This is a genomic window from Rhodopseudomonas sp. WA056 (genome assembly GCF_010906995.1).
Taxonomy (GTDB): domain Bacteria; phylum Pseudomonadota; class Alphaproteobacteria; order Rhizobiales; family Xanthobacteraceae; genus Rhodopseudomonas; species Rhodopseudomonas palustris_G.
Genome location: NZ_QPFS01000025.1, coordinates 1 through 17,157, shown reverse-complemented (window position 1 = coordinate 17,157; position 17,157 = coordinate 1). Strand labels below are relative to the sequence as shown.

The 17,157-nt window shown below is 67.5% G+C and carries 13 protein-coding genes; 5 read left to right on the top strand and 8 right to left on the bottom strand.

Annotation, left to right across the window (positions count from 1 at the left end):
- Positions 1-117: 117 nt before the first annotated feature.
- Positions 118-2,454, top strand: coding sequence for a Tex family protein (locus DU475_RS07565; RefSeq protein ID WP_164631591.1), 2,337 nt, complete (start codon positions 118-120; stop codon positions 2,452-2,454).
- A gap of 257 nt (positions 2,455-2,711) precedes the next feature.
- Here DU475_RS07565 and DU475_RS07560 read toward each other — a convergent pair whose 3' ends face one another.
- The 4 genes from DU475_RS07560 to DU475_RS07545 all read right to left on the bottom strand — a co-directional run bounded on the left by DU475_RS07560 (position 2,712) and on the right by DU475_RS07545 (position 7,045).
- Positions 2,712-3,962: an NAD(P)/FAD-dependent oxidoreductase gene (locus DU475_RS07560; RefSeq protein ID WP_164631590.1), complete on the bottom strand. Its 1,251-nt coding sequence runs from the start codon at positions 3,960-3,962 to the stop codon at positions 2,712-2,714.
- A gap of 180 nt (positions 3,963-4,142) precedes the next feature.
- Entirely contained in the window at positions 4,143-5,366 is a 1,224-nt protein-coding gene (gene chrA, locus DU475_RS07555; protein WP_164631589.1) for a chromate efflux transporter, read from the bottom strand.
- A complete protein-coding gene (locus tag DU475_RS07550) occupies positions 5,363-6,256 on the bottom strand; it encodes an SDR family oxidoreductase (RefSeq protein WP_164631588.1) in 894 nt (297 codons plus the stop codon). Before DU475_RS07550 ends, chrA begins: the two co-directional genes overlap by 4 nt.
- A 144-nt stretch (positions 6,257-6,400) precedes the next feature.
- Positions 6,401-7,045 carry a TetR/AcrR family transcriptional regulator gene (locus DU475_RS07545; protein ID WP_349644167.1) on the bottom strand — a complete coding sequence of 215 codons (645 nt, stop codon included), beginning with the start codon at positions 7,043-7,045 and terminating at the stop codon, positions 6,401-6,403.
- Between the two features lie 140 nt (positions 7,046-7,185).
- Here DU475_RS07545 and DU475_RS07540 point away from each other — a divergent pair, with 140 nt between their 5' ends.
- Positions 7,186-8,853: an isovaleryl-CoA dehydrogenase gene (locus tag DU475_RS07540; RefSeq protein ID WP_164631586.1), complete on the top strand. Its 1,668-nt coding sequence runs from the start codon at positions 7,186-7,188 to the stop codon at positions 8,851-8,853.
- Positions 8,854-8,934: 81 nt separating this feature from the next.
- Here the strand turns inward: DU475_RS07540 and DU475_RS07535 are convergent, their stop codons facing one another.
- Positions 8,935-10,269 carry a S41 family peptidase gene (locus DU475_RS07535; RefSeq protein ID WP_047307373.1) on the bottom strand — a complete coding sequence of 445 codons (1,335 nt, stop codon included), beginning with the start codon at positions 10,267-10,269 and terminating at the stop codon, positions 8,935-8,937.
- Between the two features lie 155 nt (positions 10,270-10,424).
- Positions 10,425-13,226, bottom strand: a complete 2,802-nt coding sequence (locus tag DU475_RS07530) for a [protein-PII] uridylyltransferase (RefSeq protein WP_164631585.1) — start codon at positions 13,224-13,226, stop codon at positions 10,425-10,427.
- Between the two features lie 223 nt (positions 13,227-13,449).
- On the opposite strand from DU475_RS07530, the gene argJ reads away from it, so the two are divergent.
- Positions 13,450-14,691 carry a bifunctional glutamate N-acetyltransferase/amino-acid acetyltransferase ArgJ gene (argJ, locus tag DU475_RS07525; protein ID WP_164631584.1) on the top strand — a complete coding sequence of 414 codons (1,242 nt, stop codon included), beginning with the start codon at positions 13,450-13,452 and terminating at the stop codon, positions 14,689-14,691.
- A 199-nt stretch (positions 14,692-14,890) separates the two neighbouring features.
- The gene (locus tag DU475_RS07520; protein ID WP_011156162.1) at positions 14,891-15,292 is read left to right on the top strand and encodes a (deoxy)nucleoside triphosphate pyrophosphohydrolase; all 402 of its coding nucleotides are present in this window, start codon (positions 14,891-14,893) and stop codon (positions 15,290-15,292) included.
- Positions 15,293-15,501: 209 nt separating this feature from the next.
- Here the strand turns inward: DU475_RS07520 and DU475_RS07515 are convergent, their stop codons facing one another.
- Positions 15,502-16,326, bottom strand: coding sequence for a methyltransferase domain-containing protein (locus DU475_RS07515; protein WP_164631583.1), 825 nt, complete (start codon positions 16,324-16,326; stop codon positions 15,502-15,504).
- A gap of 25 nt (positions 16,327-16,351) precedes the next feature.
- On the bottom strand, positions 16,352-16,654 hold the full coding sequence (locus tag DU475_RS07510; RefSeq protein ID WP_164631582.1) for a hypothetical protein: 303 nt from the start codon (positions 16,652-16,654) through the stop codon (positions 16,352-16,354).
- A gap of 98 nt (positions 16,655-16,752) precedes the next feature.
- Between DU475_RS07510 and DU475_RS07505 the strand changes: the two genes are divergently transcribed.
- On the top strand, positions 16,753-17,157 hold a 405-nt coding region (locus tag DU475_RS07505; protein WP_164631581.1), incomplete at its 3' end, for a ComF family protein.

Genomic DNA, 17,157 nt, shown 5'->3' with positions numbered 1-17,157 from the left:
GGTCCTCCGGCCGGTCATGCGTGCTGCATCTCGGCCGCAAGATCGCGTAGGTTGCCTTCGATTCGCCGCGCCGCCGTGGCCGAGTCCCCTCCTTCGAATCTGCCAAAGAGACTCCCAGTGCCGAACATCGCGTCCGTCATCGCATCCGAACTCGCCGTCCGTGAGCAGCAGGTCCAGGCCGCCATCGACCTGCTCGACGGTGGATCGACCGTGCCGTTCATCGCCCGCTACCGCAAAGAGGCGACCGGCATGCTCGACGACGCCCAGCTTCGCACCCTCGAAGAGCGGCTGCGTTACTTGCGTGAGATGGAAGCGCGCCGAACCGCGATCATCGACAGCATCAAGCAGCAGGGCAAGATGACGCCGGAGCTGGAAGCGGCGCTGCTGAAGGCCGACAGCAAGGCGCGGCTCGAGGACATCTATCTGCCGTTCAAGGAGAAGCGCCGCACCAAGGCGCAGATCGCGCGCGAGGCCGGGCTCGAACCGCTCGCCGACCTCCTGCTGCAGAACCCCGACAAGGATCCGCAGGCCGAGGCGGCGGCCTATGTGAAGACCGATGGCGAGCATCCGGTAGCCGACATCAAGGCCGCACTCGAAGGTGCCCGCGCCATCCTGGTCGAGCGCTTCTCCGAACACGCCGATCTCACCGGCTCGCTTCGTGAAGCGATGTGGAGTCGCGGCGCTCTGAAGGCGAGCGTGCGCGAGGGCAAGAATGCCGCGGGCGCCAAATTCGCCGATTACTTCGACTTCTCCGAGCCCTACGAGAAGTTGCCGTCGCACCGCATTCTGGCGCTGCTGCGCGGCGAGAAGGAAGAGGTGCTCAGCCTCGATTTCGGCGACGGCGAAGATCCGGAGTCGAAGGAGCCGACGCAGTACGAGAACCGCATCGCCGCCACCTTCGGCATTTCCCGCAAGGGTCGGCCGGCCGACGGCTTCCTGTCAGACTGCGTGCGCTGGGCATGGCGGACGCGGATCAAGACGGCGCTGGCGCTCGATATGCGGATGCGGCTGTGGCAGCAGGCCGAGGTCGAGGCGGTGCGGGTGTTCGCGGCGAATCTGCGCGATCTGTTGCTCGCCGCGCCGGCCGGCGGCCGCGCCACGCTCGGGCTCGATCCGGGCTACCGCACCGGCGTCAAGGTCGCGGTGATCGACCGTACCGGCAAGCTGGTCGACCACGCCACGATCTATCCGCACGAGCCGGCGCGCAAATGGAACGAGAGCATGCTGACGCTGGCGCAGCTCTGCGTGAAGCACCGCATCGAGCTGGTGGCGATCGGCAACGGCACCGCCTCGCGCGAGACCGAGAAGCTGGTGGCCGATCTGATGAAGGCCAAGCCCGATCTGAAGCTGACCAAGGCGATCGTGTCCGAAGCCGGCGCGTCGGTGTATTCGGCGTCTGAGTTCGCCTCCAAGGAATTCCCCGATCTCGACGTCTCGATCCGCGGCGCGGTGTCGATCGCGCGGCGTCTGCAGGACCCGCTCGGCGAGCTGGTGAAGGTGCCGCCGCAGTCGATCGGTGTCGGCCAGTATCAGCACGATCTCAATCAGCACGCGCTGGCGCGTGCGCTCGATGCCACGGTGGAAGACTGCGTGAACGCGGTCGGCGTCGATCTCAACACCGCCTCGGCGCCGCTGTTGGCGCGGGTGTCGGGCATCGGCGAGACGCTGGCGACCAACATCGTGGCGCATCGCGACGCCAACGGTCCGTTCCCGAGCCGCGACAAGCTGAAGGAAGTGCCGCGGCTGGGGCCGAAGGCGTTCGAGCAGTGTGCCGGCTTCCTTCGGATTCGCGATGGCGACAACCCGCTCGACGCCTCCGGCGTGCATCCGGAATCCTATCCGATCGTCAAGAAGATCCTGGCCGCCACCAAGAGCGACATCAAGGCGCTGATCGGCCAGACCAAGGTGCTGCAGGGGCTGAAGCCCCAGGCGTTTGCGGACGAGAAGTTCGGTATCCCGACCGTCAGCGACATCCTGAAGGAGCTGGAAAAGCCCGGCCGCGACCCACGCCCCGAGTTCAAGACCGCGACCTTCCAGGAAGGGGTCGAGAAGATCACCGATCTGAAGCCCGGCATGATCCTGGAAGCCACGATTACCAACGTCGCGGCGTTCGGCGCCTTCGCCGACATCGGCGTGCATCAGGACGGCCTGATCCACATCTCGGCGATGTCGGAGCGCCGCATCAACGATCCGCGCGAAGTGGTGAAGCCGGGCCAGGTGGTAAAGGTCAAGGTGCTCGAGGTCGACGTGCCGCGTAACCGCATCGGCCTGACGCTGCGGATGTCCGACCCGATCCCGGCCCCCGGCGAACGCCGCACCGGCGGTGGCGGCGGCGGTGCCAGCGCCAAGCTGGTCGACCGCTACAAGCCGAAGCAGGAAGCTCCGAGCGGCGGCGGCGCGTTCGCGGCGGCGCTGGCCAAGGCCGCGGAGAAGGGCCGCAGCAAGGGGCGGTGAGCGCGCTTTCGATCCAAGAGCAGCCCGGCCGAGCCCGGCGTCTCGAGGATGAGAACGCCCATGGTCCGGGTTGATGGTGGCTGCGCCGCTCCGGCGGCGTCGGTCGTTGCCTGGATATCGATTTCTCGTGCTGAACGAGGCTGTCCAAGGTTGATCGGCGGAAGGGACGGCCGTCCCTGCCCCCCGCCCATGCCGTGCTGGCGAAGGCTGCGGAAGCCAGGCACGGACCCGGCAGGTCGTTGCCGCCGCGGCGTGCGTCACGAAATCAGCCGTGCGCCGCGCTGGTAGGTCATGTACTCCCACATCCAGTTCGCCAGGACGGCAATCCGGTTGCGGCCCCCCATCATGAAGTAGACGTGAACGAGGCCCCAGAACATCCAGCCGGGAAAGCCCCTGAGCTTCAGTCCGCGAACCGACACCACGGCGGATTTCCGCCCGATGGTGGCGAGGTCGCCCTGGTGACGATACACGAACGGCTTTTCAACCGCTCTCCCGGCGGTTTCGGCGGCGATCAATGCACCGACGAATCGGCCCATCTGCTTGGCGGCGGGAGCGAGGCCCGGCACCGGTTGTCCATCGCTCTGCGCCGCGGCGATATCGCCGATCGCGAACACGTTGCGGTGCGACGGCACACGCAGGAATTCATCGACCGTCAGCCGCCCGGAGCGGTCGGCATCCGCCGCCAGCCACTCTGCGGCCGGCGTCGCGCGCACGCCTGCCGCCCACAACATGCAGCCGGTCTCGATCCGGCGCCCGTCGGACAGCGTCACCGCGTCGCGGGCGCAGTCGGCCACCGACACCCCGGTCAGCACTTCGACACCCATCCGCCGCAGCGATGTCGCCGCATACTCGGAGAGCTGGGGATCGAACGTCGGTAACACTCGTTCACCGGCCTCGATCAGCACGATTCCGGCGGCGCGTGGATTGATCCGGCGAAAGTCGCGCGCCAGCACATGGTGAGCGATGTCGGCGATCGAGCCGGCGAGTTCGACCCCGGTCGGCCCGCCGCCGACGACCACGAAGGTCATCGCGCTGCGCCGCGACGTGTCGTTGTCGGCGCATTCGGCCTGCTCGAAACAGGTCAGGATCTGCGCCCGGATTCGCGTCGCGTCTTCGATCGTCTTCAGACCAGGGGCGACCGCAGCCCACTCGGGATGGCCGAAGTAGGAGCTGTTCACGCCTGCGGCGACGACAAGATAGTCGAACGGCACCGTCGGACCATTGCGGGTCAAGACCCGCTTGCTCTCGACGTCCACGCCCTCGACCTCGGCCATCAGCACGGTGACGTTGTCCTGATCGGACAGGAGCGACCGGATCGGCCAGGCGACGTCCGCCGGTGACAGGGCCGCGGTCGCGACCTGATACAACAGCGGCTGGAAACAATGATGATTCCTGCGGTCGATCAATGTGATATTGACCTCGGCGTGCGCCAGCGCACGCACCGCCTCAGGGCCGCCGAAGCCGGCACCGATCACCACGACCGAAGGGCGCCGCACGTCGGACGCCATCACTCAGAGCCCGCATAACAGCGTGCCGGCCAAGCGGTTGTACGAACGTCCTTGGCTGCTCCGCATTGCTTTTGCCTCCTTCGCCCGGCCGACCGGCTGAACGCCGCTCCGGTCAATGAAGGACTCGCAAATGCGATGTCGCGTTCCCGAGGCAAATCCGCGCGCGCCACGGTCTCGTTCTTAGCGCAGCAGTGCGCCGGTCACCCCCGCCGCCGCGCTGAACGCCACGACCAGCAGCGGCGGGGCGCGCCAGATCGTCAGCAGCGCAAAGCCGGTCAGCGCGATCGCGACGTCGGCCGTGCCGTGGATCGTGCTGGTCCACACCGGGTTGTACAGCGCGGCGCCGAGCAGTCCGACCACCGCGGCATTGACGCCGCGCATCATCGCCTGCGCGGCCGGATAGTGCCGCAGCCCGTGCCAGAATGGCAGAACGCCGAGCAGGATCAGGAACCCAGGCAGAAAGATGCCGATCAGGCCGATCGCGGCGCCTGTCAGCCCTGACGCAGGCGCGGCGATCGCGCCCAGATAGGCCGCGAAGCTGAACAGCGGTCCCGGCACCGCCTGGGCCGCGCCGTAGCCGGCCAGGAACGCGTCGTCGCTGACCCATCCCGGTCCGACGAAGCCATCGCGCAGCAGCGGCAGCACCACATGGCCGCCGCCGAACACCAACGCGCCCGCACGATAGAACGCATCGAACGCCGCAATGATCGAAGAGCCGGTGATCGATCCGAGCAGCGGTAGGCCGAGCAGCAGCACCACGAAGCCGAGCAGCGCGGCGATGCCGGCCGGCCGCGACACCCGCGCGCCGACGTCGCCGAAACGCTGCAGCGCATCGCTGCGGCACCATACGAGGCCGGCGAGCCCGCCCAGCGCGATCGCCCCGAGCTGGGCCATCGGTTCCGAACTGAGCAGCAGCACCAGCGCCGCCGCCACCGCGATCGTGGCGCGCTGGCGATCCGGACAGAGCTGCCGCGACATCCCCCACACCGCCTGGGCGACGATCGCTACCGCCGTCAGCTTCAATCCGTGCAGCAGGCCGGCGCCGATCGGACCGTCGAGCGCCGCGGCGCCATAGGCGAACAGTACCAGGGCGGCCGCCGATGGCAGCGTGAAGCCGGCCCATGCCGCCAGCGCACCGAGATAGCCGGCGCGCTGCAGCCCGAGCGCGAAGCCGACCTGGCTGCTGGCGGGACCGGGCAGAAACTGGCACAGCCCGACCAGGTCGGCATAGGCCTGCTCGTCGATCCAGCGGCGTCGCACCACGAACTCGTCGCGGAAATAGCCGAGATGCGCGATCGGGCCGCCGAAGCAGGTGAGCCCTAGCCTGGAGAAGACCTGCAGCACTTCAAGGGGCGTGCCGCCGCTCGGGCGCTCTACGGTCGATGGCTCGGTCTGTGTCGTCACGGTGCCTCGCCGCCAATGCTGGCTTGCGACTGCGCCAGCCCGGTCATCCGCTCGCTGATCGCCCATAGTCGCCGGTTCGCCTCCGGGGCGCGCGCCTGCGCCGGCGCGGGAATCGTCTTGCGGTCGGCGAAATACTGTCCGCTCACGCCCGCCAGCTCCGGGGCGTTCGCCAGATACAGCACGCGCCGGGCAGCGCTCTCGGCCGTCGGAATCGCCCAGCCGCCGAGCTTGATCAGCAGCTTCCAGAACAGGCCCTGGGCGCCGTCGGTGCCGCCGAGATTGGACTTGAAGACGCCCGGGAACACGCAATTGACGGTGACGCCGCTGCCTTCGAGGCGACGCGCCAGCTCGAAGGTGAAGTGCAGGTTGCCCAGCTTGGACTGGCCGTAGCCCTTCATCATGCCGTAGGGCCGCTTGTCCCAGGCGAGGTCGTCGAAATCGATCGCGGCCTCGATCCGGGTGCCGACATTGACGATCCGCGCCGGTGCACTGGCTTTGATCAGGTCGATCAGCAGATTGGTCAGCAGAAACGGAGCGAGGTGATTGACCGCGAGCGCGCATTCGATGCCCTGCGGGCTCAGCCGCCGCTCCGGGAAGGCGGTGCCGGCGTTGTTGATGAGCAGATGCAGCCGGTCGAACCGATCGTGCACCGCCTGGGCCAGCGCCCGGACCGAGACCTGATCGGCGAGATCGGCGACGAACAGATGCAGGTCGCCATTGCCGGTCGCGGCGCGAATTTCGGCCAGCGCCGCTTCGCCGCGGCTGCGGTCGCGCGCCACCAGACCGACGCGCAGGCCGTCCGCCGCCAGCGCGCTGACGATCGCCTTGCCGAGGCCGGAATTGGCGCCAGTGACCAGCGCAGTACGTTTGCCGTCGGCGGTCGTGCTCATCGGGGCGTCCTCCTGGCCACATGCCGAATGTGGCCGATCCTGTCCGCGCGTCAAAGGCCGGTCGAGGCGTTTTCCGTCTTTGGCTCGCTTTACCGTCCGCATCGTCTCGCCGTGATGACGGCGGTACCGAAAGTTGAGGATGAGCTAGCGCCTGCCGAGGGGGCGGCGATTGTCCGGTTCTTTCGCGCCGGCCTCCGCCCGGGCCGGCATCGGGGCTGCGAGGCAAGCAAGTGTGGTTCGCACCAGTTCGTCGCGCAACGCGCCGAATCCCGCCAGCGGCATGCCACGGATCAAGGCGTGGGCGAACATACCGTACAGCAGTGTGAAAACCGGCAGGGCGGCGTCGGTGGCGGAGCGGTCGGCCGGCCAGTCGGAGGCGTCTTCGAGCAGCGCCTCCCATTCCTTCAGAAACAGGTCATAGGCCTCGAGATAGTGGCTGCGCTCGCTCTTGTGCCGTTCCAGCATGAAATGCTGCATCCATTCGCGCGGCGCTTGCGCGTAGATTTCGGCCTGCGCGGTTATCGCAGCCCTGACGCCGGTGGCGAGGTCGTAGCTGCCGAGCGCGGTGCGGCGGCGGCGCAGCGCCAGCAACAGATCCTTGGTCCGCAGATGCACGCAGGCGCGTGCCAGCTCGTCCTTGCTGGAGAAATATTCGTAAAAGGTGCCGAGCCCGACGCCGGCGACCAGCACGATCTCGCGGATCGTCACCTCACTGAACGGCTTTTCGTCGAGAAGCCGAACAAATGCGTCGCGGATTGCCCGCGAGGTTTCGTGCGAGCGCGGCTGCACCGGCCTTCGCCGTGATTTTGCTGAGGTTTCCGCGCGCTTCGCCATCCAGGCCCAATCCGAACACCTGCCCGATGCAGCTTGCCTATGATGCCTCCTGAACCATCGCAAGCGCCACAGGCGCCGCTCCGGGAGGACCTAATTTGCTCAACGCCGCCATCGCCGACAGCTACGGCGCCGTCACCCATGAGGTGATCAACCAGCCGGTCGAACTCGCCGACTACAATCTGTTCAGCGCCGACCGGCCATTGGTCGAGGCGGTGGCGCGCGAGGGCGCCGAATGGGCCGCCAACGATATCGCCGATTTCGGCGCCCGGATCGGTACCGCCGACTATCTCGAACTCGGCGCGCTCGCGAACCGGCATCTGCCGGAATTCGACACCCATGATCGCTACGGCCGCCGCACCGATCTGGTTCGCTTCCACCCCGCCTACCACCGGCTGATGCAGACCTCGATCGAGCAGGGCTTGCATTCCTCGCCGTGGACCGATCCGCGCAAGGGCGCGCATGTCGCCCGCGCCGCGCGGTTCTATCTGCACAGCCAGATCGAGGCCGGCCACGGCTGCCCGATCAGCATGACGTTCGCGGCGGTGCCGTGCATCAGCCTGCAACCCGACGTCGCCAAGCAGTGGCTGCCGAAGATCCTGGCGCGCAGCTACGACGCGCGCAACGTGCCGGCCGACCACAAGCAGGGCGTCACCATCGGCATGGCGATGACCGAGAAGCAGGGCGGCTCGGATGTCCGCGCCAACACCACTCGGGCGATTCCGGTCGGCGCCGGCGGCCCTGGCGGCGAATACGAGCTGGTTGGCCACAAGTTCTTCGTCTCGGCACCGATGTGCGATGCCTTCCTGGTGCTGGCGCAGGCACCGGGCGGGCTGTCGTGCTTCCTGGTGCCCCGCTGGAAACCGGACGGCAGCAAGAATCCGCTGCAGGTGCTGCGGCTGAAGAAGAAGATGGGCAACGCCTCCAATGCCTCCAGCGAGACCGAGCTGCGCGGCGCGTTCGGCTGGATGATCGGGTCGGAAGGCCGCGGCGTTGCCACCATCATCGAGATGGTGGCGATGACCCGGTTCGACTGCATGATCGGCTCGTCGGCGATCATGCGGGCGGCGCTGTCGCAGGCGATCGATCATTGCCGGCAGCGCGCGGCGTTCGGCCGCCTGCTGATCGATCAGCCGATCATGCAGAACGTGCTGGCGGATCTGGCGATCGAAACCGAGGCGGCGCTGGCGCTGACGATGCGGATCGCCCGCGCGCTCGATCATCGTACCGATGAGCACGAGGCGCATCTGATCCGGATCGGGTCGGCGATCGGGAAGTACTGGATCTGCAAGCGCACACCCGGTCTCACTGCCGAGGCGATGGAATGCATCGGCGGTTCCGGCGTGATGGAGGACGGGCCGATGCCGCGTCACTTCCGTGAAAGTCCGGTCAATGCGATCTGGGAAGGCTCCGGAAACGTGCAGTGCCTCGACGTGCTGCGGGCGATGACCCGCACGCCGGAGACGCTCGAGGCGTATTTCGCCGAGGTCGAGCAGGCCAAGGGCGCCGACGTCGCGTTCGATCGTCACATCGCCGCGCTGAAGGATGATATGCGCGATGCATCCGACTTCGAGGAACGCGCCCGCGATCTGGTCGATCGTCTCGCGACCGGGCTGCAGGCCAGCGTGCTGATCCGGCACGCGCCGGACGAGGTCACCGAAGCGTACTGCGCCTCACGTCTGGCGCAGCGCGGCGCGCATCACTACGGCGCGCTGCCCAAGGGCATCAACTTCGCCGCGATCATCGACCGCGCCCGGCCGCGGTGATCGTCGATGCCGGGTGAGAGCGGCGGACGTCCGCCGCTCTCACGGTCGGTGGCAGCCTGGTGCGCTTACTGCACCTGGCCCTTACTTCGGCGACGCATCCTTCTTCAGGTAAGCGAACGCGGCGTTGAGCTGGGCGTCTTCAGGCTTGCCGATCAGGTCGGCCTTGATCGGCGCGGACGTGGCGGCCTTGGTCTTGTCGTCGGTCGGCTCGCCGGTCTTCGGCGTCGCCTTGGTGGCGCCAGCGTCCGTCTTGCCGAGCTGGCCCGGATTGGCGATCGCGCCGTGCAGCGCGCTTTCGCGGATCAGCGGGCCGCCGCTGATCTGCTGATCCTTCGGCGCCTCCTCGATCACGTCCGGCACGATGCCTTCGTCCTGGATCGAGCGGCCGGCCGGCGTGTAGTACAGCGCCGTGGTCAGACGCACCGCGCCGTTGCCCTTGATCGGGATCACGGTCTGCACCGAGCCCTTGCCGAAGCTGGTAGTGCCCATCACGGTGGCGCGCTTGCGGTCCTGCAGCGCGCCGGCGACGATCTCGGAAGCCGACGCCGAGGCGCCGTTGATCAGCACCACGATCGGTACGCCGGGCAGCTTGTCGCCGCGCGACGGCGCCGAGAACACCCGCTGGTCGTCGGCCTGGCGGCCGCGGATCGACACCACGGTGCCGCCGTCGAGCAGGTCGCCGGCCACCGAAACCGCGGCGTTGAGCAGTCCGCCGGGGTCGTTACGCAAATCGATCACCAGGCCCTTGAGGTCGCCCTTGGCGTCGCTCTTCAGCTTCTTCAGGGCGGCGGTGAAGCCGTCGGCGGTATCCTGGCCGAACTGGCTGATGCGGATGTAGCCGATGCCGTCCGGCTTCATCTCCGGCTTCACCGAGGCGACCTTGATGATTTCGCGGGTCAGGGTGACGTCGAACGGCTCGTCCTTGCCGCGCAGGATGGTGATGGTGACCTTGGTGCCCGGAGCGCCGCGCAGCATGTCGACGACGTTGCGCAGGCTCATGCCCTGGGTGCTGGCGGTGCCGACCTTGATGATCAGGTCGCCCGGCTCGAGCTTGGCGCGTGCCGCCGGGGTGCCGTCGATCGGCGACACCACCCGCGGAATCCCGCCCTGGGCAGAGATCTGCATGCCGAGGCCGCCGAACTGGCCCGACATGTCGGTCTGCATGTCCTTGAATTCCTTCTCGTCCATGTAGTCCGAATGGGGATCGAGCCGGTTCAGCATCCCCTTCAGCGCGTCCTTGGTCAGCGCGTCCGAGGCGATCGGGTGGACATAGGCGCGTTGCACCAGTTGGATCACGCCGCCGATCAGATCGAGGTCGGCGGGTTGGGTCTGCTCGCGCTGCAACGCGAGCGCGGAAACCACGGGAACCGCGACGACGCCGAGAACGGCAAGGGAGCGGACGACGACTTTGCGCATGGGCGAACTCATGTGAGGGGGCGGAAAACGGCCGCCGTGGCGTTGCGGAACCAGAACCGACCGCGGTCGGTTCCTGCGAGAGTGACACCGGCGCCCGGATAGGACGCCTGATCAGATACGCGCGAAGCGGGCGCGATCAAGGCGCGCTTCCGAATTCACGCCGCCGGCTTTTCGGCGGCGTCGCCGTTGGCGAGCAGATGCACCAAGGCGCGTTTGATCGCCGCCTGCCGGGTCGGAGCAGTGATCTGGGCACCGAGCAGATCGGTCACGTAGAACACGTCGCGGGCGCGTTCGCCGAAGGTTGCGACGTGCGCCGAGGCGATGTTGAGGTTGAGCTTCGAAATCGCGGTGGTGAGCTGATACAGCAGCCCGGGCCGGTCGAGACCGCTGACCTCGATCACGGTGTAGCGGTCCGACCAGTTGTTGTTGATCTCGACCTCGGGCTCGACCACGAAGGCGCGCAGCTTGGCCTTGCTGCCGCTGGTGGCGCGGCGCGCCACCGCCTCGGGCAGTCGCAGCTTGCCTTCGAGCACCTCTTCGATGGTCTCGCCGATGCGGGTGGCTCTGCGGCCTTCGTCCTCGTCGCGGTCGTATTCGCGGCTGATCGAGATGGTATCGAGCGCGCGGCCATCGGTGGTGGTGTAGATCTGGGCGTCGACGATATTGGCGCCGGCGGACGCGCAGGCGCCCGCGATCACCGACAGCAGCCACGGGTGGTCGACCGCCAGGATCGTCAGCTCGGTGACGGCGCGGGCTTCGTCGAAGCCGACATTGATCGCCAGCTTGTGGCCGGCCTGTTCGGACGCTCGCAGGAACCGGGCGTGGCGGATCTTGCGCTGCAGGTCGACCTTCAGCCAGTAGGCCGGATAGTGCCGCGCCACATAGGCGTTGAGATCGGCCTCCGGCCATTCGGTGAAGGCGGCGCGGAATTCGGCCTGGGCGGCGCGAATCCGCTCGGCACGGTTCACTTCGGAGAAGCCGCCGGTCAATACCGGTTCGGTCTCGTAGTACAAGGTGCGGATCAGTTGCGCCTTCCAGCCGTTCCACACCCCCGGACCGACGCCGCGGATGTCGGCGGTCGTCAGGATGGTGAGCAGCTTCATCTGCTCGACGGTCTCGACCACCGCGGCGAAGTTCTCGATGGTCTTGCGGTCGGACAGGTCGCGCGACTGTGCCACCGTGGACATCACCAGATGCTGTTCGATCAGCCACGCCACCAGCTCGGTGTCGGCGGCGCTGAAACCGAACCGCGGACACAGCCGCCGCGCCACCTTGGCGCCGGCGGTGGAGTGATCCTCGGGCTGGCCCTTGGCGATATCGTGCAGCAGCACCGCGACGTACAGCACCGCGCGGTGATCGGGCCGGATCTTGCGCATCAGTTCGGACGACAGCGCGAACTCGTCGTTGCCGCCACGCTCGATCTCCTGGACATTGCCGACGCAGCGCAGCAGGTGCTCGTCCACCGTGTAGCTGTGATACATGTTGAACTGCATCATCGACACGATGCGCCCGAAGGCGCGGATGAAACGGCCGAGCACGCCGGTCTCGTTCATCCGCCGCAGCACCGGCTCGGCGTTGTCGGAGGTCAGGATCTCGACGAACAGCCGGTTGGCTTCGGGATTGTCGCGAAGCTGCGGCGTAATCAGCGACAGCGACCGCGTCACGGTGCGCATCGCGTCCGGGTGGAAGGCGAGGCTGTTCTTCTGGGCCAGCCGGAAGATCCGGATCAGATTGACCGGATCGTGCTTGAACACATCCGGCACCGCCAGATTGATACGGTTGTTGTCGATGACGAAGTCGTCGCTCTCGGGCACGCGGTGGCGCTTGGCGGCGGGCCGCAGCCGGGCCATCATCCGGGTCAGCGCCGGCGCCGCCTTGGCCTGCTGATCCTCCAGCTTGGCGCACAGGATCGCGGTGAGGTTGCCGACTTCCTTGGCGATCAGGAAGTAGTGCTTCATGAAGCGCTCGACGTCCTGCATCCCCGGATGCGACGTGTAGCCGAGCCGCACCCCGATCTCGCGCTGCAGGTCGAACGACAGCCGGTCCTCGGCGCGCTTGGTCACGAAGTGGATGTTGCAGCGGACCGACCAAAGGAAGTCTTCGCAGCGGCGGAAGGTGCGGAATTCGGCCGGATCGAACACGCCGCGTTCCAGCAGCTCGCTGCTTTCGCGCACCCGGTAGACGTATTTGGCGATCCAGAACAGGGTGTGCAGGTCGCGCAGACCGCCCTTGCCGTCCTTGACGTTGGGCTCGACCAGGTAGCGCGACTGGCCGGAGCGGCGATGGCGCTCCTCGCGCTCGGCGAGCTTGGCGGCGACGAATTCGGCCGCCGTGCCCTCGACCACGTCCTTGTCGAAGCGCTCGACAAGTTCGGCGTACAGCGCCTCGTCGCCGGCCAGAAACCGCGTCTCCAGGATCGCGGTGCGGATCGTCATATCGGCGCGCGCCTGGCGGATACACTCGTCGACCGACCGGGTGGCGTGGCCGACCTTCAGCCCGATGTCCCACAGGCAGTACAGGATGACTTCGGCGACCTGCTCGCCCCAGGCGGTCTGCTTGTAGGGCAGGATGAACAACAGATCGATGTCGCTCTCCGGCGCCATCAGACCGCGTCCGTAGCCGCCGGTGGCCACCACCGTCATCCGCTCCGAGCTCGACGGCGTTGGGCTGTTGTATAGGTATTCAGTTGCGGCGTTGAACAGCAGCCGGATGATCGCGTCCTGCACGAAGCACAGCCGTTCGGCGCAGCGCCGGCCGTGGCGGTCGCGCAGCAACTGCGCCTCGGCCTCGGTGCGGGCCTTCGCCAGCTCCGCCTTCATCAGCATCGCCAGCGCGGTGCGGAACGCCGCGTCGTTGCCGGCGTGCTGCTCCGCCAGCGCTGCGATCTCGGCGGTGACCCGGGCGCTGTCGAAGCGCTCGTCGGCGGCGGGGCGGGAAGGTGACACGACTTTGTCCATGGCTGTTTCCGGATATCGGACGGCACCGCGACTGTCACGGAATTCTGCGCAAAGGGTGACCAAGGAGAGATGCCGGTCCGGCCAGCATAGGCCCCCGCAACGGTTTGTGACGATGGGATTTTCGTCAGTTGTCCGCGAATTCTCCTTCTCATCGTCGCGAGCTTGTGAGACAGGGGAACGCCGCTCCCGCGCCGGCGGGGGTACAACCTGCCGAAAGCGCAAGATGTCCGACAAAGTCTCCCCGCTCGCCCCCACCGACGTTCCCGCCATGCCGATGATCGCCGGCGTGCGCCTCGCCACCGCCGCGGCCGGCATCCGCTACAAGGGCCGCACCGACGTGTTGCTGGTGGAGATGGAGAAGGGCACCACGGTCGCCGGGGTGTTCACCACCTCGAAATGCGCCTCGGCGCCGGTGGAATGGTGCCGCGACAAGCTGAAGGGCGGCAGCGCCCGTGCGCTGGTGGTCAATTCCGGCAATGCCAACGCCTTCACCGGCAAGACCGGCAAGCAGGCCACCGCGCTGACCGCCCAGCTCGCCGCCAAGGCGATCGGCTGCAAGCCGGCTGAGGTGTTCCTGGCTTCGACCGGCGTGATCGGTGAACCGCTCGACGCCACAAAGTTCGACGGCGTGCTCGACGCGATGGCGCTCGACGCCGGCCCGGACGGTTGGCTGGACGCCGCCAAGGCGATCATGACCACCGACACCTTCCCGAAGGTCGCGACCGCCACTGTCAAGCTCGGCAAGGCCAAGGTGACGATCAACGGCATGGCCAAGGGCGCCGGCATGATCGCGCCAGACATGGCGACGATGCTGTCGTTCATCTTCACCGACGCGCCGCTCTCGGCGTCCTGCCTGCAGGCGCTGCTCAAGGCCGGCGTCACCGACACCTTCAACGCGGTGACGATCGACGGCGATACGTCGACCTCGGACACGCTGCTGGCCTTCGCGACCGGTGCGGCGGCCGAGAACGGCGCGCCGAAAATTTCGCGCGCCTCGGACCCGCGGCTGAAGGCGTTCGTCAAAGCGTTCAACGCGGTGCTGGCCGACCTGTCCGAACAGGTCGCGCGCGATGGTGAGGGCGCCCGCAAGCTGGTCGAGATCGTCGTCGAGGGCGCCAAGACCAAGGCTTCGGCCCGCAAGATCGCGCTGTCGATCGCCAATTCGCCGCTGGTCAAGACCGCGATCGCCGGCGAGGACGCCAATTGGGGCCGGGTGGTGATGGCGGTCGGCAAGGCCGGCGAGCCGGCCGATCGCGACAAGCTGTCGATCTCGTTCAACGGCATCCGCGTGGCGAAAGCCGGCGCGCGCGATCCGTCCTACAACGAAAAAGAAGTTTCGGCGCAGATGAAGAAGCCGGAAATCCAGATCAAGGTCGCGCTCGGCCTAGGCAAGGGGCGCGACCGCGTGCTGACCTGCGACCTCACCAAGGAATACGTCGCGATCAACGGCGACTACCGGTCGTGATCGGCGGGGCCTTCAGGCGGTCGAATGTGAAAGCGGCGTCGCCACACCTCCAGCCGTCATCGCCCGCGCAGGCAGGCGACCCAGTACGCCGTGCCGCCGGTTGTTTGGCCGAAGCGCTCTGGAATACTGGGTGCCCCGCCTTCGCGGGGCATGACGTTGTTAGTGGGAAAGTCGCCGTGCGTCCCATCGGGGGTGCGGCATGAACCTCCTGCTAGTCGTCGCCGTGGCGTTGATCGATGCCGATAACCGCGTGCTGATCGCGCAGCGGCCGAAGCACAAGCAGCTCGGCGGCTTGTGGGAGTTTCCCGGCGGCAAGCTCGATCCCGGTGAGCGCCCGGAGGCGGCGCTGATCCGCGAGCTCGACGAAGAGCTCGGCATCACCGTGAAAGAAGCGTGCCTCGCGCCGCTGACCTTCGCCAGCCATGCCTACGAGGACTTTCACCTGCTGATGCCGCTCTACGTCTGCCGGCGCTGGGAAGGCCTGGCGATGCCGCGCGAGGGCCAGGAGCTCGCCTGGGTCCGCGCCAACAAGCTGCGCGACTACCCGATGCCACCGGCGGACCTGCCGCTGATCCCGCCGCTGATCGAATTGCTGATGTAGGGCGCCGGCCAAATTCGATGTGTCATGCGCGGGCTTGACCCGCGCATCCATCGTCCCGACGTCATTCCGGGATGCGCCGCGCCTGCGGCGCAGACCCGGAATCCAGAGGTTCAGGGCACCTCGAGATTCCGGCTTCGCGCGTTCCCGCGCGCCCCGGAATGACGGATCCGCGTCAAGGCCCGGGCAACGACGGATGAAGCTCGCGCAGTTCAGCGCTTCCCCTTGATCGCCTCTTCCAAACTCGCTTTCGCCGAGCCCGGCTTCAGCGGCTGCTGCTGGCTTTCGTGCGGGGACCAGCCGGACAGCCAGACGAGCTCGAAGGTGGCGCGGATGCGGCCATCGGGATCGCTGAAGCGGTCGGCGTAGATCTGGGCCATGCGGCTTAGCGTGGCGCGGCGCAGCGGCGTCTTGCGGCGTTCGATCAGCAGATTGGTGGCGCCCATTCGCCGCAGGTCTTGCATCAACGCGAACGCATGATCGTAGCGCACCACCACGCGGTCGACGTCGGTGACCGGCAGCGCGAAGCCGGCGCGTTGCAAGAGTGCGCCGAGGTCGCGCAGATCGGCGGCCGGTGCAACGCGAGGCGACACCCCGCCTTCGATCTCGGTCTCGGCTTCGGCGAACGCCTGGCGCAGCTCGGTCAGGGTGTCGCCACCGGTCAGTGCGGCGAGCAACAGGCCGTCCGGTTTCAGTGCGCGGCGGACCTGCGCCAGCACGCCCGGCAGGTCGTTGGCGAATTGCAGCGCCAGCGCCGAGACCACCAGGTCGAGCGAGCCGGGCGCGAACGGCAGCGTTTCGTCGCCGGACGGATCGACGGCGATATGCGCGAGCCTTGGAAACCGCCGCAGTTCCAGCGCGCCGGGCGTCCAGAGATCGGCGGTGGCGGTGAACTCGCGCAGCACGGCGTGCAGCCGTTCGTCCATCTCATCCGTGACGCGGTCGAGCAGAAATCGCGCCGGTCCGAGCGCGGCGGCACGGTGCATCCGCGTCGCCAGCAGGCGGCGGTCGAACAGGATCGGCGGGGAGTCAGCCATGGCAAATCAGAGTCGAGAAAGCAGATCAGTTCAGCTTGGAGGCCGCGGAGGACGGCCCCTGCTGCGAGGCTTCGAACATCTTCAGCACCGCATCCAGCGCGTTGCGCAAGTGTAGCGCGCCGGCCTGGCTGCAGCGCAGCCGCGCGGTGGTGACGAACTTGACCTCGACCGAACCATCAGCCAGCGGATTCAGCGTGCGCGCCGCCAGCTCGACCTCGACGCCGTTGGCGATCACCCCGTGCGCCGGAGCGATGTCGAAATAGACGTGCGGCGCGGTCGGAATATCCAGATAGGTGATGTCGGCGGACTTGTCGGTGGGTTCGGACACGGCAATCTCCCGGAGAAGGACTGCGGGTGTTGTGCGCTTTTTCCGCCGCCGGCACTACCCAGCCTTGACGGTTGTGGTGGTGGAGATAATCTCGCGTCATGCGTGTAGAGTGGGCCGGATCGGCGGCGAGCGCCGGGGTGGCAACGGGCCTGCGCCGGATCTGGACCCGCGCCGCCGAGGCCGTGCTCGATCTGGCGCTGCCGACGCTGTGTGTCGCCTGCCGCGAGCCGGTCGCCGGCGACGGGTTGTGCGCGCGGTGCTGGTCGCAGCTCTCGTTCATCGCCCCGCCTTATTGCGAAAAGCTCGGGATTCCGTTCGTCTACGATCCCGGCCCAGGGATGCTGTCGATGCAGGCGATCGCCGATCCGCCGGCCTATTCCCGCGCCCGCGCCGCGGTGCGTTACGACGAGATCGCAAAAGCGCTGGTGCACGGCCTCAAGTTCCACGACCGCACCGATCTGGCGCCGACGATGGGGCGGTGGATGGCTCGTGCCCTGTCCCTT